We start from the raw sequence: 22,800 nt of genomic DNA on the forward strand, positions 1-22,800 counted from the left end.
AGAGTCGCGAGTTGCTTGGCAAAGGTGATCGGGTCGTGCTGCGCGGGCAAACCGATGCCCGTCCCAAGACGAATTTTTTCCGTCATGGCAGCGGCGGCCGCAAGCGCGATATAAGGATCCAGGCTGCGCTTGTATTCCTCGGCCAGCTCGGCCTCGCCCGTAGGCGCCGGGGTACGGCGGCTTGTCGGGATGTGGGTATGCTCGGGGATATAGATCGAGTAGAAGCCGCGCTCCTCGGCCGCACGCGTCAACGCAACCAGATCCATGGTCAGGTCCGTTGCATGAATTGTAACTCCCAGCTTCATTGCGAAACTCCTCCCGACCAACCCTTCTCGAACGAGGCCAGCATCACTGTTTCCAACTGCATGGATGCATGCAACCAGACGCCATCAACACGATGGTAGGTGTCGTTCTCCACGCCGACCATCCAGCGCTGCGATCCGTCCTGCAGTGTACAGGGAGAAAAGAGATCCCAGGTACCCTCGGCAAAATCTCCCCGCACCCTGATCCGGGGCTTGAGAAAGAAATGCCAGGCCCATCGGACCGTCGGATTTGCCAGACGGTCCTGGATCGCGGCTCGACCGCGCGCCACACCCAGAGAGCGTCCGCCATCCCAAACCGCATCTTCGGTAAACAACTCGGCCACCCGAGCGGCCATTTCCGATACGTGGGCGGGGTCCGGTGCCCCAGCGGAAATATGCGCGTGGCGGGAATCGACACGGGCGGCGTACTCCGCCTTGAGGCGCTCGATCGCCAACGTGCTCTCGGCCGCATCCAGGCGGGTCTCCAGGCTGGCAATTCGTTCTTCGAGAGATGGCATGCAAGCTTCCTCTAGTCTTCCGCACCGCCAGTCTCCAGCGTCCATCCACCCGCACTTGCCGACCACCCTCTCCATAAGGCAATAGTCCTGAGTATGCGGATTCTTGTTACCGGCGGCGCCGGCTACGTCGGTAGCCATTGTGCCAAGCTCCTGAAAAGAGCGGGCCATGAGGTCGTCGTGCTCGACAATCTATCCCGCGGCCATCGCGAGGCGGTGCGATTTGGTCCCCTGATCGATGCGGACCTGCGCGACGGGGCGGCCATCCGGGCAGCCCTCCAGGAACATCCGGTCGATGCCGTCATCCATTTCGCTGCACTGGCGGCTGTGGGTGAATCCATGGCTGCGCCGGAGCTCTACTTCGAGAACAATGTGCATGGCACGCTGAACCTGCTTGAGGCCATGCGCCAACAAGGCATCGACAAGATTGTCTTTTCCTCGACGTGCGCGACCTACGGCATCCCGCAGGAGGACCCGATCTCCGAGGCGACTCAGCAGAATCCGGTCAGCCCCTATGGCGAGACCAAACTCATGGTCGAGCAAATGTTGCGCTGGTACGGAACCTGCCACGGTCTGCGATGGGCCGCCTTGCGCTATTTCAACGTTGCCGGTTGCGACCCCGAAGGCGAATTGGGCGAGGAGCACGACCCCGAGACGCATCTGATTCCTCTGGCCATTGATGCCGCGCTCGGCAAGCGCCCGCCATTGGAAGTATTCGGCGACGACTATGCCACACCCGATGGCACCGCCATCCGCGACTATATTCACGTCTGGGATCTCGTCGAAGCCCATCGCCTCGCGCTCGAGAAACTCTGCGGCGATACCGTGAGTTTCGCCTGCAATCTGGGTACGGGAACAGGTGCCAGCGTCCGTCAGGTTCTGGCGGCAGTAGAAGAGGTGACCGGACACCCTGTTCCCCACAACATCGGACCCCGGCGGGCCGGTGATCCACCCAGTCTGGTTGCAGCCCCCGAGAAAGCCAACAAGATTCTCGATTGGTCGCCAACCTACCCATCCCTGGTCGACAGCGTCCGGCATACGCTCCAATGGCGCCAAAAACGCTGACGCTTTCGTGGAGGCGCGCACAGATCGCCGAGGGTGGCGCCTCGAAGTCGCCGAGGGTGGCGCACCCGGCGGGCCTCGCAAGCTCGGCCGTGGCGCTACTGGACGCAGAAAAAATTACCTGGATCGGCCCTTCTCCCATTCCGCGGAATCCCTGTTAGAGGTAATGTAGGGACAATCGTCTTTCGAAGGAGAAATTTGTGCATACAGATCTTTGTGAACGTCTCGGTATCGACCTCCCCATTTTCGCTTTCACCCACTGCCGTGACGTCGTTGTCGCAGTGAGCAAGGCCGGTGGTATCGGCGTCCTGGGTGCGGTCGGATTCACCCCGGAACAGCTGAAGGTGGAATGCGATTGGATCGACGAACGTATCGGCGACAAGCCTTATGGCGTCGATATCGTGATCCCGGGCAAATACGAGGGCATGGACCAGGTCGATCCTGAAAAACTCGAAGAGCAACTTCGCTCGATGATCCCTGATCAGCACCGCACCTTTGCCAAGAAGGTCTTTGCCGACCATGGCGTGCCGGAGCTCCCCGCAGAAGACAAGCACCACGAACTCCTTGGATGGACGGCGGTGACGGCGGCCCCTCAAGTCGACGAGGCCTTACGTCACCCCAACGTCAAACTCATCGCCAACGCACTTGGCACCCCTCCCGAAGATGTCATCGAACAATGCCAGAACGCCGGGCGGCTGGTCGCCGCCCTCTGCGGTAGCCCGCGGCAGGCGCTCAAGCATAAGGAAGCCGGTATCGATATCATTATCGCTCAGGGCACCGAGGGTGGCGGACATACCGGCGAGGTCGGAAGCCTTGTTCTCTGGCCACAGGTCATCGACGCCGTAGCGCCCACTCCTGTACTGGCCGCCGGCGGCATCGGCACCGGCCGCCAGATTGCAGCAGCCATGGCACTCGGCGCCGCCGGCGTCTGGAGCGGCTCGCTCTGGCTTGCCGTAGAAGAAGCAGAAGCACCCCCCGCGCAGAAGGAAAGTTATTTCAGTGCTTCGAGTCGCGACACTGTGCGCTCGCGTTCCTTTACCGGCAAGCCCTGCCGCATGCTGAAAAACGAATGGACCGAGGCATGGGAGAACCCCGAGAATCCCGACCCGCTCGGGATGCCCCTCCAGGGCATGGTCACCATGGAGTCCATCAGGCGCTCGCACCAATATGCCGAGGTCGCCCAGCCCGTCGCCTTCAACCCGGTTGGTCAGGTCGTCGGCATGATCAACGAGAGCGAGTCCGTGCGTCGGGTAATGCAGCGCCTTTCCGAGGAATACCTCGGTGCTGTGGACCGTCTCGACAGCCTGCAACCCAAATAGTCGCGAATCGCGGGGAGAACCTCGATGGAAGATCGTCTTTCACGCCTGTTTGGCAGGCTGACCATGCCGAGCGAAAAGCTCAGCCTGCCCGCGGCAAACGAAGCCCTGCCCGGGCGGGACGAGGCCATACCGGTGGCTGGCAAGCACTTCGTTTTGGGAACCGATATCCAACCGCCTTTTCCCGAAGGCCTCGAGCAGATCGTGGTCGGGCTGGGTTGTTTTTGGGGTGCCGAAAAATGCTTCTGGACAATTGAAGGCGTCCATACCACGGCCGTGGGCTACGCGGCCGGGCACACACCCAATCCCACCTATGAGGAAGTCTGCTCGGGCCGTACCGGTCATAACGAGGTGGTATTGGTCGTCTTTGATCCGGCAAAGACGTCTCTCGAAGATCTGCTCAAAGCGTTTTGGGAAGGCCATGACCCCACCCAAGGTATGCGCCAGGGAAACGATATGGGCACTCAGTACCGCTCGGGCATCTATACAACCAGCGATGCCCAACAAGTAGCCGCGGTTGCCTCCCGAGACCGGTACGCGACCGCACTCCGAGCCGTGGGCATGGAGGCTATTACGACCGAAATTCTCGGATCGGGCCCTTTCTACTATGCCGAGGATTACCACCAGCAGTATCTCGCCAAGAATCCGGCAGGTTATTGCGGACTCGGCGGCACCGGCGTGGTCTGCCCGGGAAGCTAGCGCAGGAACATTTCCGACGCCGGCGATCTAGAGCGGTAAAATCAGGGAAACGCGAAGTCCGGGTTCCGCATCTTCCAAAGTCACCTCACCACCATGAAGGTGAGCCACTGCGCGGACCAGTGACAATCCAAGCCCGCTGCCGGGCTCGGTGCGGCTGCCATCGGCGCGGCTGAAACGCTCGAAGGCACGATCGCGAAAATCTTCTGCCATGCCGGGTCCATCGTCCTGAACCATCAGGGTCTGGGAATCTTCCGTGCGCACCAGACGAATCTGAATTCGACCTCCGGAGGGCACATATTTTATCGCATTATCGAGCAAGTTCGCGAGAGCCTGTGCCAACAAATGAGGCTCGCCGCGAACCAGTGCCTGCCCCGTCGAGTCGCGAACCAGCTGCAAACCCGTCTCGGTCGCCAGAGGCTCGTAGGTATCGACCACATCGCCGGCCATATCGTCGAGATCGACATCCTGAAAGCGCTCTCTCTCGGCACCGGATTCCGCCAGCGTAATGGCTAGCAGCGCATTGAAGATGGACAGGATCCGATCCGCTTCGACCACCGTTTCCTGAAGAACCTGGCGGTAGGAGCCAGGATCATCTTCGGTCAATAATGCGACCTCGATCCGGCTTTTGAGCCGCGAGATCGGGCTGCGGAGATCGTGGGCGATCTCGTCCGACACCGATCGCATTCCCTCCATCAGACCCTCGATACGGTCGAGCATCCGGTTGAGGTTCTCCGAGAGATCATCGAATTCGTCGCCACCCGAACCGACCGGCATGCGCCGAGAGAAATCTCCGGCGAGAATCGCGACACTATTCTGGTTGATCTTTTCCAGCCGCGAGGACACGCGTCGACCGACGAAAAGCCCGCCAGCCACGCCCAAAACCAGCGTCAGGCCGAAGGCGCCGAACATCGCCTGCACAATCAAATCACGGAGTTTGGCGACTTCACCCAAATTGCGCCCGACCAAAAGGCGCAACCCGTCGGGCAGGTCGACAGCGCGAGCGCGCGCAAGCTCACTGCTCTCCCCCAGCGGAAATTCCACCACCTCTTGTCCCGCGGCCTCTCCGGCCGGCCAGTCCCTCAGATTCCCCGCCACCCATTCGAGCCTTTGGGTAGCGAGCATATAGATGGTGCTCCCCCCCGGTCGATCGGTGCTGCGTCGCGCCAGAATCGTCTTGATCTCGGCGACGCCCTTGCGCGAGAATTTCTCCTGTAACAACTCCGCTTCGGCCGAAATTTCAGCATCCACGCGTCCCTGGTCCAGAGAGAACGTCGACCAATAGAGAAAGCCGAGAATCGCAAGACTCGTGACGCAAAAGAGCAGCGTATAGACGAGTGCGTAGCGGAAGATAAGGCTGCGCTTGCGAGACGGCTTCATTCGCCCAACCGGTAACCGGCGCCTCGAACTGTCTCAAGCAGCGGCCTGTCGGGCGATCCACCAAGTTTTTTTCGCAGGCGACTCATATGAACATCAATCACATTGGTCTGCGGATCGAATTGATAGTCCCAGACACTCTCCAGAAGCATGGTTCGAGTGACCACCTGGCCGGGATGTCGCATCAGAACTTCGAGAATTTTGAACTCTCGCGGTTTCAGATCCAGGGTCTCCCCGCCCCGCCGCACGCGACGCGCCAGGAGGTCCATTTCCAGATCTGCCACTCTCAATGTGGTATCCGCCAGCGGCTGTTGCCCTCGACGCGTCAGAGCCTCCAGCCGCGCCAGCAGCTCCGAGAAGGCAAAAGGTTTGGTCAGGTAATCATCGCCCCCGGCACGCAGCCCCTCCACCCGATTGTCGACGCTATCCATGGCGCTCAGAATCAGAACCGGCGTCGCACTGCCCGTGCGCCTGACGGTTTCCACAATCGTCAATCCATCCATCTCGGGAAGCATGCGATCGACGATCAATGCATCGAAAGGGCCACTCAAGGCCAACGCGAGTCCGCGAGCTCCATCCCCTGCCAAATCGACGGTCCAGCCGCTTTCCCGGAGGCCCTTGGCGACAAATTGGGCCGCCTCCGCATCATCCTCGATCACCAAAACCCGCACAGTCCTTGCTTTGGCCGATGCTCGCCTCGCTCGCAACCGCCCGCTGATCCCGAAATCTGATTGCAAATAAAACCCGTTTAAAAACAGCTACTTGGCAGAGTCCATCGTTCTCCTGCTTCGCGGATCACCCCCGCCTGAAAGCGTGGCGCAAAATACGCGAATTTTCTCAGTTTGTTCACTCCCCGCGGCGTGTTAATCCTCACAGAACTTGAGGTATTCATTGAAGGAGAAACATGCACAGACCGCGCGGTAGGCGCTTCGTACCGGTACGCCCCGAGGAATCCAATCGTATCAACCGGCAAATCCGGGTCCCCGAGGTTCGCCTTGTAGGGGTCGACGGAGAGCAGTTGGGCGTCGTGGAAACGCAGGAAGCGTTGCAACGAGCACAAGAGGCCGGCCTCGATCTGGTTGAAGTCGCTGCCAAGGCACGACCACCGGTGTGCCGCATGATGGACTACGGCAAATTTCGCTACGCCAAGCAGAAAAAAGAAGCCGAAGCGAAAAAAAAGCAGCACACCACGCAGGTCAAGGAATTGCGCGTGCGGCCAGGTACCGATGTTCACGATATCGCTCGCCAGACCAAAAAAGCTCAGGAATTTCTGGAAGATGGTCAGCGTGTGAAATTCACCCTCCGGTTCCGTGGCCGAGAGATGGCCCACCAGTCGCTCGGGAAGCAGAAACTTCTCGATATCGCGGAGAATCTCGTGGAGTGCGGATTTGTCGAATTGGCGCCGCGGACCGAAGGGCGCATCATGCATCTGGTGATGGCTCCCGGCGCACGTAAAGCCAAGATCGAGCGACCCGCAGTCGCGCCGACGCCTGCAGCCAAGACCGAGCCGCCCCCTGCGAAGTGACCACGAGAAGTGAGCACCCAGTAGGGGCTGGCGGGGGTACGGCACGAAATCAATCGCCGTATCCATTGCGGAGTCCGCCAAGCCCGGCGGGGGCGGGTAGTGGACCTTTGCAGGCCGCTCCGTCAGACTCGTCGACGTGACCGAAATCGATCTCGCGATTCGTGCGGAAGTGCTGCACAAATCCTTCGGAGGGCGCCGTATCCTGAACGGCTTGTCACTCGAGTTGCGCGCCGGAGAGTGTCTGGGGCTGATGGGAGGCAATGGGGCCGGGAAGAGCACCCTGCTCCGCGTTCTCGGGGGCACCATGCGACCCACTTCCGGCAAGATCGAAATCTTCGGCTCGACACTACACGGCGACAAGGGTGTCCGAGCCCGCTCGCGGATCGGGTTTCTCGGCCACGAGAGCATGCTCTATCGTGACCTGAACCCGCGCGAGAATCTGGAAGTCTTCGCATCGCTCTATCGCTTGCCGGAAATCGACATCCGCGCTTGCCTCGATCGTGTCGGTCTGAGCCACGTCGGAAACCGACCCACGCGAACACTCTCGCGCGGCATGCTGCAGCGACTGGCTCTCGCGCGAGCGACGCTCCACAAACCTTCAATTCTCCTGCTCGACGAACCGTTCACCGGACTCGATGACAACGGAGCCAGTCTGCTTCGCGAAATTCTCGGGGAACACACCCGCCATGGCGGGGCCACTCTTCTGATCAGCCACGCGCTGCCGGAAGTCGCAGAACTCTGCTCGCGGGGCGTGATTCTGGACCGGGGTGCGTTCGCCTGCGAATTGCCCGAAATGCCTGGGGTCGAAGATCTGCAGCGGGTCTATCGCCAGACGATTCAGGGGCGACCATCCTGATGTGGCAGATTCTCCGCAAAGATCTCCGCATCGAGTGGCGTACCGGCGAGATTCTCTCGTCCATGCTCCTGCTGTCGATTCTGATCACTTTGGTTTTTGCCTTTACGTTGGAGCCTTCCCGTCTCCGTGGGCCGGAATTTCTGGGGGGGCTTCTGTGGGCAACCCTGCTTTTCTCAGGCACGCTTGCCCTGAACCGATCCTTCCTCCTCGAGCGCGAAGCAGGTGCCTGGACTGCTCTGGCCCTTTGCCCGATCGATCGAGGCTCCATCTATCTGGGCAAATTACTCGCCAATCTCGTTGTTCTTCTCGTCGGGGCGGCTGTGCTGCTCCCCTTGATGGTCTTGCTGCTCGGCACTCGCGATCTGCAGCCGAACCTTCTGCTCCCCGCCTCCCTGATTCTGGGATTGATCGGATTTGCCGCCATCGGAACCTTGTTTTCGGCGATGGCGAGCGGCACCCGAGCTCGCGAAGTTTTGATGCCCCTGTTGACCTTTCCGCTCCTGGCGCCTCTTTTGATCGCCGCTGCTCGCACCACCACCGCCGGGTTGACCGGCGAGCCCCTGGAGGCTGTCCAATCGTGGCTCCTGCTGCTCGGAGCTTTTGACCTTGTATTCGCCGTAGCTGGCTGGTTGTTTTTCGATTATGTCCTTGAAGACTGACACTCGGGTTTCTCATCCGTGGCGAGATTTCGCACTGCCCTTGCTGACAGGCGGCTTCATGCTGGCCGCCGTGATCCTGATTTTTTTCGTTGTTCCCAACGAGAAAGTTCAGGGCGTCACGCAGCGAATCTTCTACTTTCATGTCCACCTCGCGTGGATGGCCTTTGGTGGTTTCATTTTCGTCGCGATCGCCAGCGTCTGGTATCTCAGAACCGGCAGCGCTCGAGCCGACCAACTCGCACTCGCCAATGCCGAGGTCGGGCTGCTCTTCACCACTCTGGTTCTGGTGACAGGAGCGATCTGGGCGCGACCAATCTGGGGCGTTTGGTGGACTTGGGATCCACGGCTGACCATGTCCGTCGTCCTATGGGCCATCTATGCGGCCTACATCATGTTGCGCCGGCTGGGGCGTGGGGATGAAACAATCACCCGCTATGCAGCCGTGCTCGGCATCGTCGGCGTTTTGGATATCCCGATCCTTGTTCTGGCAATTCGACTCTGGCGCGGCGTCCATCCCGCTGTGGTGATTTCCAAGGACCCCGAAGCCGGCCTCAAGGATCCGACCATGATCTGGACCCTCGTTATCACAGGGGTCGCACTCGCCTTGCTCTTTACTTGGCTGGTCTCGTTGCGTGCACGCTTCGCCGCCATCGATGATGAACTCGAAACACTCCATTTGGAGGGAGAACGCTGATGACTGGTATCGATTTTCTCGGATATGCGTACAGTGCGATCTGGGTCGCTTTTTTCTTCTACCTCGTTTCCCTCGGGCGCAAGGCCCATCGTCTCGAAGAGGAACTTCGAGATCTGAAGAAATGATCCCTGCGCCGGGGTGGAATCACGGCTTTAGCCAGGAGCCAAGCTGCGCATGAAACATGCCCTGCTTTCCATTGTCGCAAGCTGCTTTCTAATCCTCGGCAATACTGGTTGTGGACCGACATCACGAGGACACGTCTCCCCGAACCTGCGTACCCCCTGGACTCCTCCCTCCGCAGCCGTTCTCGCTGCACCGCAGGAGGCTCCTGCCTATCCTCTGGAGGCAATTCCCGCCGACACGGCGCTCGACCTCGCGCAGATCATTGATATCGGACTCACCAACGACCCGGCGACCGCTCGGGCCTGGCTTACCGCCAAGCGAGCTGCCGCAAAGCGCATGGAAACCTTTGCGCTCTATCTGCCGGAAGGATCCCTCGATATTCGCGGCGGATGGATCGATATTGATGCCAATAAAACAGTTGAACTAAAACCAACTTACAGCATCGTGAATTGGGGACCGTCGACCTCGGTGGGGCTCCTCCTCTTTGACTTTTTTGGTCGCGAAGCATCGGTCGCCGCAGCGACACGAGCTCTCGATGCAGCCAACTTCAGTTTCAATCAGGAACTGCAGGACACCGTCGCCCGGGTCAGTCGGCAATATTACGACCTATGGTCAGCAACCGAGTCGGCCACAGCTGCTGCTGCAAGCCTCGAGGATGCCGAGGCTTCGCTCGAAGCCACTGATGAGAAATTCGAGGCAGGCCTCGCTCCAGTGCAGGACGTTTATCGCTCCAGGGCCCGGCTGGAAGACGCGCGCTTTCAGCTCTCGGAAACGCGCACGCAGATCGAGGAAGCGCGCGCGAGCCTCGCGGCCAGCATCGGCCTCGAAGAAATAGGCGCACTGCAGATCCACCCGCCAAGTCTTCCGGAGGATCAGATCTTTCTACTCGAGACGGTAAACGAGGCCACCGCGCATGCACTCCGCGTCAAGCCATCCTTGCTGGCTTCCTACGCCGAATTCGCCGCCGCCGAAGAGATAACCCGCGCAACCGAAAGCCTCCTCTTCCCGCAAATCGTGGCGGCGTATAATGCGGATTGGACCTGGGGCAAGTACACCAACAACCCCAGCCAGCAGCAAACTGCGTTTGCCGAGCTCCGTTGGAACGTCTTCGACCTCTTTCGAAATTACTATCAATTGGAAGAGTCGAAGATGGCAGCTCAGGAAGCCGCCGAAGCCGCACGTGCCGCCGAGCTCGAAACCGTATCGTCTGTCTGGTCCAGCTGGTACGCGTTCCGCTCCTCCATAGAGCAGGCGCGAGCGCGCGCCGCCGGGCTCTCAGCCGCCGACGAGACCTGGAAACTCACCAAGGCCAGCTACGATGCCGGCCTCAGCGATATTCTGGATCTGCTCACAGCTCAGTCCGACCTCGCGAGTGCTCGCGAGGAGAATATTCGAGCGCAGGCCAATGTCGCCACAGGCCTCATCGACCTCGCTCATGCCACCGGAACACTTTTCCCCGGTGAGCCGCTGCCGGAGACCAACAAATGAGAATCTTCCCTGCCCTTGCTCTGCTGATACTACTGATCTCTGCCTGCGGCGGCGATAGCCCACCTCAGGTCAAACCGGGAACTCCCGTGGAGGTCGCCACCAGTCGGACCGCTACCGTACCGCTCTACCTCGATGCCTTGGGGCGACTGGCTGCTTCCGACGCAGTCAATATTACGCCCCAGGTCAGTGGGCAGCTACTCAGCGCTCACTTCGAACAAGGCAGTCGCGTCGAAAAGGGGCAACTTCTCTTCCGAATTGATCCGCGCAAATATACAGCGAACCTGCAGGAAGCCGCGGGCAGGCTGGAACAAGCGGTGGCTGAGCTCACGGTCCGAGAGTTGGAGCTCGCGCGTAACGCCAATCTGGCCAAAAAAGATTTTGTATCCAAGCAACAATACGACCGCTTCGGCGCAGAGGTTGCCGAGGCAGAGGGAAGCGTCCTCAGCGCACAAGGTTCTCTCGCGACGGCAGAAATCAATCTCGCCTTCACCGAAGTTCGCGCACCAATCGCGGGTATTGCCGGCCTCTACCAAACTGATGTCGGAAATATCGTCACCATGGGAGGATCGGATACCCTCACCACAATCGAGTCACATGATCCGCTGTGGGTCGATATCGGCCTTCCGGGCTCAAGCATCGGCCGGCTCACGAAGCATCTTGCCAAGGCCGGAGGCCAATTGACGATCGAGGTGCGCGCGCTTGGAAGCAAGGCACCTCCGGCACCCGCCTTGCTCTCGATTGTCGATAATCGGGTTTCGGACAAAACCGGGACGGTCACCCTCCGGGCGACCCTCGATAACTCTGCAGGGAATTTCTGGCCGGGCCAACCCGTGCAAACCAGAACCCTGCTCCAGCAGGTCCCGGGAGCCATTCTGGTTCCCCAGTCCAGCGTGGGAGTTGGTCAGGCCGGCCCCTTTGTCTTTGTGGTCGAGGAAGACAAAAAAGTTCGGCAGCAATCTGTGACTCTGGGCCAGACACAAGGCAAGGATATCGTCGTCCTCACGGGCCTGAAGGCAGGCGTCGAGGTGGTTACGACCGGACGCATTCTCCTGAGTGATCAAGCGGAAGTCCGAATCGAAACGGCACCGACACCGACCCCAGGGAAGAACAAGGCCTCGTGAACCTATCCGAACCATTTATCCGCCGCCCCGTCACGACCGTTCTGGTGGCACTATCCGCAGTACTCTTCGGCATCTACGCGTACCTCACCTTGCCCGTGAGCGATATGCCCGATGTGGACTATCCGGTCTTTGTCGTCAACGCACAATTTCCGGGGGCCGAACCCTCCGTGATGGCCAACAACGTGGCTACCCCGCTCGAGCGTCAGATGATGGAGATTCAGGGCCTTGCTCAGCTCATCTCCAACAACACCTTCGGCAACACCCAAATCGTTCTGGTCTTCGATCTCGACCGCGACAGTGCAGGGGCCGCTGCCGATATTGAAGGTGCGATCAGTCGCGCTCAGCCCCAACTCCCCCCGGACCTCCCGACGCCTCCCAGCTACCGAAAATATAACCCGAATGAATTGCCGATTTTTTATGCCGGCCTCGCCAGTACTACGCTCACCGAATCTCAACTCTATGACTACGCCTACACACAGGTTGCACAACGACTGAACATCCTCCCCGGTGTCTCGAATGTCGTGGTCTACGGCTCGCCGCGAGCCGTGCGGATTCAGGTCGATCCCGAGAAGCTCTGGGCGTTGGGGATAGACATCACGGAAATTGCGGATGTCGTGCAACAGGGCTCCATGCTCACAGCCTCCGGAAAACTGCGCGGGCAGAAAGAAGCCTTTCTGCTTCTCCCCGAAACCCAACTGGAGACGGCAGAGGATTACGGAAATCTTGTCGTCGCAACGCAGAATGGCGAGGTGGTGCGGATCCGCGATATTGCGGATGCCGTCGACGGGATCCAACAACAGTATTTCCATATGGACTTCTGGGCCGACGAAGGCCTGCCCGAAGGAGCCACATCCGCCGGGTTTGCCGCCGTCGTACTTGGCGTCAGCAAGGCCGACGGGGCGAACTCCGTAGAGGTCGTTTCCGAAGTACTGGGATTGCTGCCCTTGCTTCGCCAACTGCTCCCGGGGTCGATCGAAATCGTCCCGATCTACAACAAGGCTACCAGCATTGTTGCTTCAGTAGACGATGTGCAGACCACCCTGCTGATTGCGTTCCTGCTGGTAGTTCTCGTGATTTTCCTTTTTCTCGGTCGCTTTCGAGACACAATTATTCCAAGTGTCGCGCTGCCTCTTTCTTTTGTCGTCACGCTCATCGCAATGTCGCTGCTGGGATTCAGTCTTGATAACCTGTCGCTTCTTGCTCTGACTTTGGCCATCGGTTTTCTGGTCGACGATGCTGTTGTTTTTCTCGAGAACGCCGTGCGACGAATGCAGCAATACGGCGAAACAGCCCCGGTAGCATCCGTCCGAGGTGCCAAGGAAATCAGTTTCACAATTCTTTCAATGACGCTGTCCCTTGCAGCAGTCTTCATCCCGCTCGTCTTCATGCCGGGCCTGATCGGTCGGATCTTTCGGGAATTTTCGATCACGATCATGATCGCAATCCTCGCCAGCGGCCTGATCTCTCTTACCGTGACGCCCATGATGTGCGCTCGCATGCTCGCGGCCCGCAATGAAGAGAACGAAACCAGGCTCGAGGCGTTCGCCAATCGGCTCGAGAAGCGCGTACTCGGCTTTTATGGGCGCACGCTGAACTGGTTCCTCGATTACAAACCGGTATCGGTTGCGATCTGGATCGCATGCATGGCCGGCACCATCATCCTGTTTCGCGCGCTACCCTCCGAATTCATGCCTGTTGGCGATAGTGGTTTTATCCAGGGCGTCTTTATCAGCAGCAGTAGTACCTCCCCCGAAGAAGTCCAGAAGCTTCAGGCCCAGGTCGATGGTGTTCTACGCGAGAACCCGGCTGTCTCCCGTGTGGTCACTGTCACCGGAATTCCGCAATACCTTTCCGAATCGCAAGGAATGGTGATCGCATTCCTTCGCGACCTGGACGAGAAATACGAAGTCGACGGGGTGACGCGAACCCGCCCACCGATCGACGTGGTCAACGCCGAGCTGCTCGCGAAGATGGGGGACCTCCCGGGAGTCCAGACTCTGATACGCCCGCAGCCGGTCATGAATATTGGCGGCAGCTCGGGAGTCAGCACAAATCAGGGGCAATATGCCTATCTGCTTTCCGGACTCGATGAGGAAAAACTCTTTGCGGTGTCAGAGCAACTTGTCGCCGCCATGAAGAAAGAAAAGGGGGCCCTTTTTGCCGATGTTTCGTCGAGCCTCTTCATGGATCTGCCCGAGCTGAACGTGGCGATCGATCGCGACTATGCGTCCACGCTAGGCGTTTCCGCGGGCGAATTCGCTCAGGTGATGTTTAACGCCTACTCGCAAAACTACTCCTACCTGATCAAGGATCCGAACGAACAATACCAAGTCATCGTCGAGATGGCCGACGACTTTCGCTCGGAACCGCAAAACCTTGCCAACCTGTACTTCCAACCACCACCCTCTCTCATTGATTCAGGATCGCCTCAGGGCTCCTCCAACCTGCCGAACCTCATTCCGTTCGAGGCGATGGCGACGAGCAGCCTGACCGCCGGCCCGCTGAGCATTTCGCACTTCGGCGGCATCCCCTCGGTGACTCTCTATTTCGATACAGCGCCGGGCGTTCCCCTCGGGAATGCGACCGATTGGCTGGAGCAAAAAGCAGCCGAAATCATTCCGGGCGATATCACGCACGGGCTCACCGGAAGCGCACAGGAATTCGCTGCCGTTGGGGAAGAGCTCGTTCTCCTGCTTTTTGTCGCGATCTTCGTGATGTACGTGATTATGGGGATTCTTTACGAAAGCTATATCCACCCCCTGACTGTGCTGCTCTCCTTACCCACAGCGACAGTGGGCGGCCTTTTGACGCTCTGGATCTTCGGCTCATCGGTATCGTTCTACGTGTTTGTGGGCATGTTCATGCTGATCGGCATCGTAAAAAAGAACGGGATCATGATGGTCGACTTCGCAATCCAGAGGCAGGAAGCAGGTGCAGATGCCCGCACGGCCATCCACGAAGCATCCTTGAATCGCTTCCGGCCCATCTTGATGACAACGGTTGCGGCGATCATGGGCGCGATGCCGATCGCGCTTGGCCTCGGAGCAGACGCCTCCTCCAGGATCCCGCTCGGACTGACGGTCGTCGGCGGTCTGGTGCTCTCCCAGCTACTCACGCTCTACGTGACTCCGGTCACCTTCCTCCTGATGGAAGCCGTTCAAGTAGGCGTCCTCGACAAATCGGCATTTTTCTCGCGACGTGACGTTCTAGCCGAAGCTCAGGCCGCAGACGAGGCCGATCAGACCAGCCAGAGCTGACGCGCCATTCAGCTGAGTTCGAGTCCCTCGAGGCTCCCCTCATCGCGCCAGGCCTGCAACAATTCGAAGAACTTCACCGATCCAGCGCCATAGGGGCCATTCTGACCGCTGCGCTCCCCGGGCTTGCCCTCGTTATTATAATAGCCCGGGGTGCATTCCTCGAGGAACTTCTGGCCGTCCCGAGCAAGACTGATGATGGTTTCGACCCATGCATCTTCCGCTTCTCGCGTCGTCTCGACGCGCGTCACCTCATTGGCCAGAGCATGGTTCACGATATAGGCGAGGTGCTTGGCCTGCTCGGCCAGAGCGTGCGGGAAGTTGACAGTGAACGCCGACTGCGTGTTCGAGAGAATAAAACAATTGGGGAAATCGCGGCTATGCATTCCATGCAATGTGCGAACTCCCTGCTCCCATTTGTCGGACAGGCTCAGACCATCGCGGCCATGCAGCTCGTAGCCCGAGCGCCGCACGTAGGAAGTACCCACCTCAAATCCGGTGGCGTAAATCAGACAATCTATCTCGTAAGAGACACCATCTACGACCACCGCGTTCTCGGTAATCCGCTCGACCCCCTTGCCTGCCGTATCCACGAGACTAACTGAAGGCCGGTTGAAGGTCGCCAGATAATCATCATGGAAACAGGGCCGCTTGCAGAACTGGCGATACCACGGCTTCAATGCCTCGGCGGTCGACTCGTCCTCGACAATCTCGTTCACTCGGTCACGGATTTGTTCCATTTTCTGGAAATCCGCGAGTTCCATTTTCTTCGCAATACCCGCCGGTGAAAGGTCTGCATTCTCCTCGTTTTGGACCATCACGAGAAGCTTGCGAATGATATCCGTCCAACCGTCCTTGACCAGATCTTCCGGTTGCCAGCCTCCGGATACGAGAATGTTGAAGTTATCCATCCGCGCTTGCTGCCAGCCGGGTTCCAGCGACTCCGACCAGGAAGAATCTGTCGGTCGATTATCGCGAATATCCACTGACGAGGGCGTGCGTTGGAAAACGAAGAGTTCCTTGGCTGCGGCTCCGACATGCGGAACGCATTGGATCGCAGTCGCGCCGGTGCCGATGATCCCGACCCGCTTGTCCGCCAGCTTGGTCAGATTGCCCGTGGAGTCCCCGCCGGTGTACGCGTAATCCCAACGACTGGTGTGAAAAGTATGTCCCTTGAATGAAGAGACACCGGGGATGCCCGGCAGTTTGGGTCGGTGCAAGGGGCCGTTTGCCATGCAGACGAAACGAGCACGCATGCGATCGCCACGGTTGGTCGAAACAATCCAACGGTTGGTCTCCTCGTCCCAATCCATGGCTGTGACTTCCGTCTGGAAGCACGCGTTTCGATAGAGGTCATATTTCTCGGCAATCGCGCGACTGTGGCGCAAAATTTCCGGAGCGTGAGCGTACTTCTCCTTCGGTACGTAGCCGACTTCCTCGAGCAATGGCAGATAAACGTAGGATTCGACATCACAGGCCGCACCCGGGTAGCGATTCCAATACCAGGTACCGCCGACATCGCCGCCTTTCTCGATCAGGCGCAAATCTTCGACGCCCGCCTGCCGTAAATGCGCCGCCGTCAATAACCCTCCGAAGCCACCGCCAACAATGATGACATCCACTTCATCGGAGAGCGGCGCGCGTGTATCGGCTCCGTCGATATAGGGATCTTCGACATAGGACGAAAACTCACCACTTACGTCCACATATTGTTCATTCCCGTCGGTGCGAATCCGCTTGTCGCGCTCCTGCCGATATTTTTCGCGCAAAGCCTCGGGATTGAAGCCGAGATCCTCGGCTGAGCTATTTTCCGTGTTTTCTGTCGATGCCATTCAAAAGTCCTTCTTTCGTCCCTCGTACCATGCCTCACTACGACGGCGATCGCACGAAGATTCCGCAGCAACGGCGAATCCGGGCTCCCACCCGGTCCGCTGAGCTTCCTACCCGCACTTCTCCTGATCCATACGATCCAGAATTTCCGGCCGAGAGGGAGCTTCTTGCCCCTGGCCGTGCGCAGCCGTTGGCACTCTCGCACGGGGTCTGAAAAGCTGTGCCTGTTGATTGAACTAAAGAATATTACCAAGGTTTATGACGGCAAAAAAGTAGTCGATGAACTGGATCTGACCGTCCGGGAAGGCGAGCTGCTCGTTCTGCTCGGGAGTTCCGGGTGCGGAAAAACGACGACTCTCAAGATGATCAACCGCCTCATCGAACCAACCAGCGGCACGATCCGGATCGACGGCGAGGACCATCGCCGCCGTGAAGCGTACGAGGTACGCCGCAGCATTGGCTACGTTTTCCAGCGAATCGGTCTTTTCCCCCATATGACGCTGGCCGAGAATATCGCGATCACGCCGCAGCTTCTTGGCTGGGGCGATTCGAAGATTCGCTCCCGAGTCGACGAACTTCTCGAGTTGGTAGAACTCGACCCGGAGCGTTTGCGCGATCGTCTCCCCGAAGAGATCTCCGGCGGGCAACAACAACGCGTGGGGGTCGCCCGAGCGCTCGCAGCTTCCCCGCGATTGATGCTGCTCGATGAACCCTTCGGCGCGCTGGACCCAATGACCCGCGATCGCATGCAGACGTCCTTTCGCTCGATTCACCGCCAACTGAATCTCACCGCCATCTTCGTCACCCACGATATGACCGAAGCACTTCTTCTCGGAGATCGGATTGCCGTGATGAAGGAAGGTGCTCTCATCCAGATCGGGACGCCGACCGAACTCATCCAGAATCCAGCCAGCGACACCGTCCGAGAGTTGATGGATACCCCGCGTCGGCAAGCCGACGCCGTCGAGGCCCTGCTCGGCAGGTAGGCGCATGGAGCATCTACTCGAACTCCTCCCCGACTATCTGACCGGGCACCTCCAGCTAACGCTACTGGCACTGCTCGCGGCCACCCTGATCAGTATTCCGCTGGGCATCGCAGCCAGCAGAGCGGCGCGCGTACAATCGATCGTTCTGGGTTTTGCCGGAGTCGTGCAGACAATTCCCAGTCTGGCACTACTTGCGGCGATGGTGCCGCTGCTCGCGATGCTGAACTTGCCCAGCATCGGGTTTCTGCCGGCCATCATCGGTTTGACCCTCTATGGACTCTTGCCGATTCTTCGAAATACCGTGACTGGCCTGCAGGAAGTAGACCCCGCATACAAAGAGGCTGCACGAGGTGTCGGAATGACGACCTGGCAGCAACTGCGGCTCGTCGACTTGCCGCTGGCCATGCCCGTGATCGTCGGCGGCGTACGCACAGCCACCGTCTGGACGGTCGGGATCGCAACGCTCTCCACTCCCGTGGGAGCTACCAGCTTGGGAAACTATATTTTTGGAGGCTTGCAGACACGCGATTTTGCGTCCGTCCTGCTCGGCTCGGTTGCCGCCGCATGCTTGGCCCTGGTGCTGGATGGTCTGGTGAGCAGCCTCGAGAAAAGTATACGCACGGGAAATCGACGTCGACGCTGGGCGACGCTGGCGATGATGGCCGCGCTCTATATCTTTGCGATCGGCAGCCTTGTTCTTCCCTGGATTCGCGGCGGTGAGCGCCCCATCACTCTGGCCGCGAAGCCGTTCACCGAGCAATATATCCTCGCGGGCATCCTTGCCGAACAAATCCATACGGAAACCGGGCTCGCGACCGACACGCTCGAGTCTATCGGATCGACCGTGGCATACGAGGCGCTGCTGGACGGCAGTATCGATGTCTACGTCGATTACTCGGGCACCCTGTGGCTCGGCCTGCTCAAGCGCAAAGATGCTCCAAGGTCTCGCGAGGAAGCCCTCGAGGCTATCGAGGCCTACCTCGCCACCAAGACGAACGCAGTCTATGTGGGAGCGATCGGGTTCCAGAACAACTATGCCCTCGCCATGCGAAGCAAAGAGGCAAAGCGTCTTGGCGTGAAAACAATCAGCGACCTTGTCCCCTATGCTCCGCAGCTCAAGCTGGGAGGCGACCTTGAATTCTTCTCGAGGGCGGAGTGGCCCTCCCTGAAAGAAACCTACGGGATTCGCTTCGCTCAGACCCGACCGATGGATCCCTCTCTCATGTATCAGGCCGTTGCACACGGCGGCGTCGACCTGATCACGGCCTATACGACCGACGGCCGTATCTCGGCGCTGGACCTGACCGTTCTGACAGACGATCGCCATGCTATCCCACCCTACGACGCCATCATTCTTGCGAGCGCTCGGGTGGCGCGAGAACACCCCGAGGTCCTCCGTGCCCTGCGCCCCTTGATTGGTGCGATTGATGCCGATGAAATGCGTGCGATGAATTTCGAAGTCGACGAGGGACAGAAGCAACCGCGAGCCGTTGCCGCCGCCTTCCGTAAAAATTCCCTGCCTCCGACCCCATGACTCGACTCGAAAAAGCTCGTCGTATCCACCGTATTCTTGAAGACTACTATCCTGAGCCGCCCGTACCACTCCTCCATACCGACGCGTTTACGCTGCTGATCTCGGTCCTGCTTTCCGCGCAAACTACCGATGCACGAGTCAATATCGTGACACCGGCCCTCTTCGCAGAGGGCCCGGACCCGATACGAATGGCTCGTCTCGGAGCACCACGAATCCTTCATCATATTCGTTCGTGTGGTCTGGCGCCCGGGAAGGCTAAAAATATCGACGCACTTGCCAAGCTTCTTCTCGAGCATCACGACGGCGAAGTACCCGCGGACCTCGTTGCTCTCGAAAAACTACCGGGCGTCGGTCATAAGACAGCCAGTGTCGTCATGGCGCAGGCCTTCGGTGTTCCTTCTTTCCCGGTGGACACGCATATCCACCGACTGGCTGCGCGATGGAATCTTTCCAACGGTCGTAACGTGGAGCAAACCGAGCGAGACCTGAAGAAAGTGTTTCCTCGAGATTCGTGGAATAAACTACACCTGCAAATCATTTACTTCGGACGCGAGCATTGTCCCGCGCGAGGGCATTCTCTGGCAGATTGTCCGATCTGCGGATGGGCCGCTACGAAGAAGCGGATGCGCGAGGAGAAGAACGGATCGAACCCAAGGTAGCCACCACCAGGTTTACGCCCAATCCCAGCAGGCCGGAGTGGACGCCGAAGACCGTCTTTGCGCCGAGGAGAGCCCCGCCCACCGCGATCCCCGTACCAAGCAGAAGTCCGATCAATGTAGGCCACGCTCGCAAACGGCTCCAGTGCAGCGCCACCAGAAATGCCGGCACGCATTGCACCAAAAGCTCCATTTTCAACTCGATCAGACGCCATAACGTGAGCTCTCTTTGGATCGCGAAAGGAACCATCGCAAAAAGAACCAGCGCCGCGAGCCATTTGCCGATCTTTGTTGTCCCGGGATCGCTCCGATCGCGACCGAGGATATCGCCAACAGCGAGGGAGCCCAGCGACAGCAGGCAAGAGTCCGCTGTCGACATGATCGCTGCCAGGGCGCCCACAAACACCAGAATCGCGGCAAACATCGGGATACCGCCTGCGGTCGCCCATTCCCCCAGCAGGTAGGGCATCACTTCGTCGCTGGCGACACCAGCAGCAGGATCGATCCGGGCAATTGCAGCAAACCCGATCAAGGTCACGACCAGTGTCGTCGTGAGCGGCATGAAGGTCATGATGGCGAAGGAGCGCTGCAGGACTCGTCCACTGCGTGCTGCAAATATCCGTTGAATCGCCTGGGGGTACAAAATACTACCGAGGCCGAGAAGTGCGACCGTGCTGAACCAATTGATGCAGGTCTCCGTATCCGGAATCGCGATAGCGCCCGGCCGCAGGGCCTCGACGCGCTCCGTAATATTGGAAAGACCGCCACCATCTCCCATCAACCAGAACAGGAGTGCCGACAAACCAAAGAGCATCAGAATTCCCTGCCCGGCATCCGTCCAGGCAACTGCCCGCATTCCACCCAGACTTTCGTAAAAAAGGATCACCAGGGCCAGACTGATGACACCGACTTCGTGTGGAATGATACCTTCGGTCACGCGACTCGTCATCGTGCCCATCGCCTGCAGTTGCGCGAGAAGGAAATTGGCCAGTGCGATCACCATCAGAATACCGATCGCCGTTGCCAAAAGCGGCCCGGCCGGATCATCGCGGAAACGATGCCGAACCCAGTCCCCCGGCGTCACAAATCCATGCTCGGCGGCGATCGGTCGGAGTCGCGGAGCGATCGCATGAAAGAGGACAATGATCGCCATCATGAATCCGGTCGACATGATAAAGGAGAATCCCGCCTGATAAGCGCGGCCCGGGTAACCGAGAAGCGAGTTCCCGCTGTAGGCAGTTGCGTAGAGTGTCAGAAAGAGAACGAATACGCCCAAATCTCTACCCGCGAGAAAGTGATCGCTGGGCGAAGCATCCTGCCGGGAGCGGCGGGCGATCTCGGCCACGGTTGCGAGGACCAGAAGGTAGCCCCCCAGAGCAACGACACCCAGCTCACCGAAGCTCATGATCCCTCAACCTCGGGGTCTTGCAACATCCAGGCGATTGAATTCAAAATTGCGACCCCTGTATAGCAGGCGACCGCATACGCCACCCAATCAGGGAGCCCGAAGACGATCTCGACCGGATAGTCAGCAGGGCGGTACCAGGGCACCGAGAGAATATAGAGCCCCGCAATGCAGACAAACAAAAACCGCCGCAGCCGAGTTCGCCAGTTGCGTGTGTTCATCCCGGGTCACTCGGTAGCTGGCACGGGCGTAGCTGCTGCGTCGGCGACTGGCGCCGCGCTGGCAGTGGGAGCCGACGCGGCAGCGTCGTCCTCAAGAGGCAACAAGGCCGTGACTCGATCCATGAACCCGATCGTCTCGGCGACAATCTGATCGGCGTTTGAAACTGCTGCGCATCCACCACCCGACAAACGAGAAAACGTGAGCTTCATGCGCCTGACGGCCTTCTCAAGACAACTATTTTCGATAGGCTCACCGCTGCGAGCCGCAAGACCGTAGCATCGGACCATCATTTTGGTGCCCTGCACCGCGGTCGCCAGTTGCTTCTGCATGCAGCCCCCCTTGGATCGAGCCTCTGCCGAAACCGGGAAGAGAAGCAATCCGGCCAGGAGTGTCAGCGCAAGAAGAGATCTCAAGATGCAGCCTCGATGAATTTGCGGATCTCCGCTGCAGTTTCTACCGGCTTCGCCACATGTGGCACCTCGCCGACATCAGCGATGCTTGCCGTTGCAGCGCCCTCGATTCCATTCGCAATCGCCTGCATTCGCTCCGGCCAGGAGACATCCCTCTCGCCTGCGAGGCAAAGCGTGCGTGTGGAGACCGCCGCCAGTGTCGGTGCGACTGTCTCCTCGGCCAGTCGTTGCACCAAGGCAGCTACGGCGGTCAGATCCATCGGTCGACCTTCGACTTTCTCTCGACTGATCGGGCCGAAGAGAGCATGCGCGATCCCTTCAAGCCCATTCATTCGACCCGATTTCACGATCTCATTGAAAAGAGTTTGCTGCGCAGGCGTCGCGTTCATCCCGTCGCCGATGACCACCAGACTGGAAACGCGGGATCGATCAATCCTCGAGATGTGCAAGGCAACCAGACCTCCCAACCCGTGTCCGACAATATCTGCGGCCGCAATATCGAGCCCATCCATCGCCTTGAGCACATCGCCGGCGAGATCTTCCCACTGATAAGGCGGCTTCGGCGACCCCGACCAACCATGCGCGCGGAGTTCCAGCAGCAGGACACGCCCCATGGACTGAAGTTCCGGGACGATATCATTCCAGACGTCGATCGTCTCGGCGAACCCGTGCAGGAGGATAATCGTGCGATCCCCTTCCCCGCTCAAACGGTAGCGAAGCTCGTGTCCCCCTACGTCGATCTTTGTAGTCTCCTCAGCCATGGTCTGCC

At 59.2% G+C, this 22,800-nt stretch carries 23 protein-coding genes; 14 read left to right on the plus strand and 9 right to left on the minus strand.

The genetic code is table 11. The features are described from left to right. Positions 1-305: LLM class flavin-dependent oxidoreductase (locus tag P8K07_12510; protein MDG1959336.1), on the minus strand; the 305-nt coding region annotated here is incomplete at its 3' end. Next, a complete protein-coding gene (locus tag P8K07_12515; protein ID MDG1959337.1) occupies positions 302-820 on the minus strand; it encodes a nuclear transport factor 2 family protein in 519 nt (172 codons plus the stop codon). The genes P8K07_12515 and P8K07_12510, both read right to left, overlap by 4 nt. Before the next feature lie 93 nt (positions 821-913). Here P8K07_12515 and galE point away from each other — a divergent pair, with 93 nt between their 5' ends. The 3 genes from galE (at position 914) to msrA (ending at position 3,894) form a co-directional block, all read left to right on the plus strand. Continuing rightward, on the plus strand, positions 914-1,882 hold the full coding sequence (gene galE, locus P8K07_12520) for a UDP-glucose 4-epimerase GalE (protein MDG1959338.1): 969 nt from the start codon (positions 914-916) through the stop codon (positions 1,880-1,882). A gap of 197 nt (positions 1,883-2,079) precedes the next feature. Then, the gene (locus tag P8K07_12525; GenBank protein MDG1959339.1) at positions 2,080-3,198 is read left to right on the plus strand and encodes a nitronate monooxygenase family protein; all 1,119 of its coding nucleotides are present in this window, start codon (positions 2,080-2,082) and stop codon (positions 3,196-3,198) included. Positions 3,199-3,222: 24 nt separating this feature from the next. Continuing rightward, the gene (gene msrA, locus P8K07_12530) at positions 3,223-3,894 is read left to right on the plus strand and encodes a peptide-methionine (S)-S-oxide reductase MsrA (protein MDG1959340.1); all 672 of its coding nucleotides are present in this window, start codon (positions 3,223-3,225) and stop codon (positions 3,892-3,894) included. A 27-nt stretch (positions 3,895-3,921) separates the two neighbouring features. On the opposite strand, the gene P8K07_12535 is transcribed toward msrA, so the two are convergent. Continuing rightward, on the minus strand, positions 3,922-5,271 hold the full coding sequence (locus P8K07_12535) for an ATP-binding protein (protein ID MDG1959341.1): 1,350 nt from the start codon (positions 5,269-5,271) through the stop codon (positions 3,922-3,924). Beyond that, complete coding sequence (locus P8K07_12540) at positions 5,268-5,939, minus strand: response regulator transcription factor (protein MDG1959342.1); 672 nt, start codon at positions 5,937-5,939, stop codon at positions 5,268-5,270. Before P8K07_12540 ends, P8K07_12535 begins: the two co-directional genes overlap by 4 nt. Before the next feature lie 233 nt (positions 5,940-6,172). Here P8K07_12540 and infC point away from each other — a divergent pair, with 233 nt between their 5' ends. The 8 genes from infC to P8K07_12580 all read left to right on the plus strand — a co-directional run bounded on the left by infC (position 6,173) and on the right by P8K07_12580 (position 14,991). Beyond that, a complete protein-coding gene (gene infC, locus P8K07_12545) occupies positions 6,173-6,793 on the plus strand; it encodes a translation initiation factor IF-3 (protein MDG1959343.1) in 621 nt (206 codons plus the stop codon). A gap of 136 nt (positions 6,794-6,929) precedes the next feature. Continuing rightward, positions 6,930-7,649 (plus strand): heme ABC exporter ATP-binding protein CcmA, encoded by a 720-nt coding sequence (gene ccmA, locus P8K07_12550; GenBank protein ID MDG1959344.1) that lies wholly within the window; start codon positions 6,930-6,932, stop codon positions 7,647-7,649. After that, complete coding sequence (locus P8K07_12555) at positions 7,649-8,308, plus strand: heme exporter protein CcmB (protein MDG1959345.1); 660 nt, start codon at positions 7,649-7,651, stop codon at positions 8,306-8,308. The genes ccmA and P8K07_12555 overlap by 1 nt, the downstream gene beginning before the upstream one ends. Continuing rightward, a complete protein-coding gene (gene ccsA / locus P8K07_12560; GenBank protein ID MDG1959346.1) occupies positions 8,292-9,002 on the plus strand; it encodes a cytochrome c biogenesis protein CcsA in 711 nt (236 codons plus the stop codon). The genes P8K07_12555 and ccsA overlap by 17 nt, the downstream gene beginning before the upstream one ends. Further along, the gene (locus tag P8K07_12565) at positions 9,002-9,127 is read left to right on the plus strand and encodes a CcmD family protein (GenBank protein ID MDG1959347.1); all 126 of its coding nucleotides are present in this window, start codon (positions 9,002-9,004) and stop codon (positions 9,125-9,127) included. The genes ccsA and P8K07_12565 overlap by 1 nt, the downstream gene beginning before the upstream one ends. A gap of 49 nt (positions 9,128-9,176) precedes the next feature. Continuing rightward, positions 9,177-10,613 carry a TolC family protein gene (locus P8K07_12570; GenBank protein ID MDG1959348.1) on the plus strand — a complete coding sequence of 479 codons (1,437 nt, stop codon included), beginning with the start codon at positions 9,177-9,179 and terminating at the stop codon, positions 10,611-10,613. Next, the gene (locus P8K07_12575; protein MDG1959349.1) at positions 10,610-11,734 is read left to right on the plus strand and encodes an efflux RND transporter periplasmic adaptor subunit; all 1,125 of its coding nucleotides are present in this window, start codon (positions 10,610-10,612) and stop codon (positions 11,732-11,734) included. The genes P8K07_12570 and P8K07_12575 overlap by 4 nt, the downstream gene beginning before the upstream one ends. Continuing rightward, positions 11,731-14,991 (plus strand): efflux RND transporter permease subunit, encoded by a 3,261-nt coding sequence (locus tag P8K07_12580; GenBank protein ID MDG1959350.1) that lies wholly within the window; start codon positions 11,731-11,733, stop codon positions 14,989-14,991. Before P8K07_12575 ends, P8K07_12580 begins: the two co-directional genes overlap by 4 nt. A gap of 8 nt (positions 14,992-14,999) precedes the next feature. Here the strand turns inward: P8K07_12580 and P8K07_12585 are convergent, their stop codons facing one another. Further along, positions 15,000-16,820, minus strand: coding sequence for an NAD(P)/FAD-dependent oxidoreductase (locus P8K07_12585; GenBank protein MDG1959351.1), 1,821 nt, complete (start codon positions 16,818-16,820; stop codon positions 15,000-15,002). Positions 16,821-17,045: 225 nt separating this feature from the next. On the opposite strand from P8K07_12585, the gene P8K07_12590 reads away from it, so the two are divergent. From P8K07_12590 to nth, 3 genes are read left to right on the plus strand one after another with little or no spacing between them, the layout of a single operon-like run. After that, positions 17,046-17,804 (plus strand): ATP-binding cassette domain-containing protein, encoded by a 759-nt coding sequence (locus tag P8K07_12590; GenBank protein ID MDG1959352.1) that lies wholly within the window; start codon positions 17,046-17,048, stop codon positions 17,802-17,804. Between the two features lie 4 nt (positions 17,805-17,808). Further along, a complete protein-coding gene (locus P8K07_12595) occupies positions 17,809-19,338 on the plus strand; it encodes an ABC transporter permease/substrate-binding protein (GenBank protein ID MDG1959353.1) in 1,530 nt (509 codons plus the stop codon). Then, positions 19,335-19,997 carry an endonuclease III gene (nth, locus tag P8K07_12600; GenBank protein ID MDG1959354.1) on the plus strand — a complete coding sequence of 221 codons (663 nt, stop codon included), beginning with the start codon at positions 19,335-19,337 and terminating at the stop codon, positions 19,995-19,997. Before P8K07_12595 ends, nth begins: the two co-directional genes overlap by 4 nt. On the opposite strand, the gene P8K07_12605 is transcribed toward nth, so the two are convergent. Genes P8K07_12605 through P8K07_12620 form a run of 4 tightly spaced genes read right to left on the minus strand, consistent with a single transcriptional unit; the run spans position 19,948 to position 22,792 of the window. Then, complete coding sequence (locus P8K07_12605) at positions 19,948-21,399, minus strand: sodium:solute symporter family protein (protein MDG1959355.1); 1,452 nt, start codon at positions 21,397-21,399, stop codon at positions 19,948-19,950. The genes nth and P8K07_12605 overlap by 50 nt on opposite strands. Continuing rightward, the gene (locus P8K07_12610; protein ID MDG1959356.1) at positions 21,396-21,620 is read right to left on the minus strand and encodes a hypothetical protein; all 225 of its coding nucleotides are present in this window, start codon (positions 21,618-21,620) and stop codon (positions 21,396-21,398) included. Before P8K07_12610 ends, P8K07_12605 begins: the two co-directional genes overlap by 4 nt. A gap of 6 nt (positions 21,621-21,626) precedes the next feature. Then, complete coding sequence (locus tag P8K07_12615) at positions 21,627-22,034, minus strand: hypothetical protein (GenBank protein ID MDG1959357.1); 408 nt, start codon at positions 22,032-22,034, stop codon at positions 21,627-21,629. Next, on the minus strand, positions 22,031-22,792 hold the full coding sequence (locus P8K07_12620) for an alpha/beta fold hydrolase (protein ID MDG1959358.1): 762 nt from the start codon (positions 22,790-22,792) through the stop codon (positions 22,031-22,033). The genes P8K07_12615 and P8K07_12620 overlap by 4 nt, the downstream gene beginning before the upstream one ends. Between the last annotated feature and the right edge of the window lie 8 nt (positions 22,793-22,800).

This window comes from Candidatus Binatia bacterium, assembly GCA_029248525.1.
In the GTDB taxonomy this organism is placed as follows: Bacteria; Desulfobacterota; Binatia; order UBA12015; family UBA12015; genus UBA12015.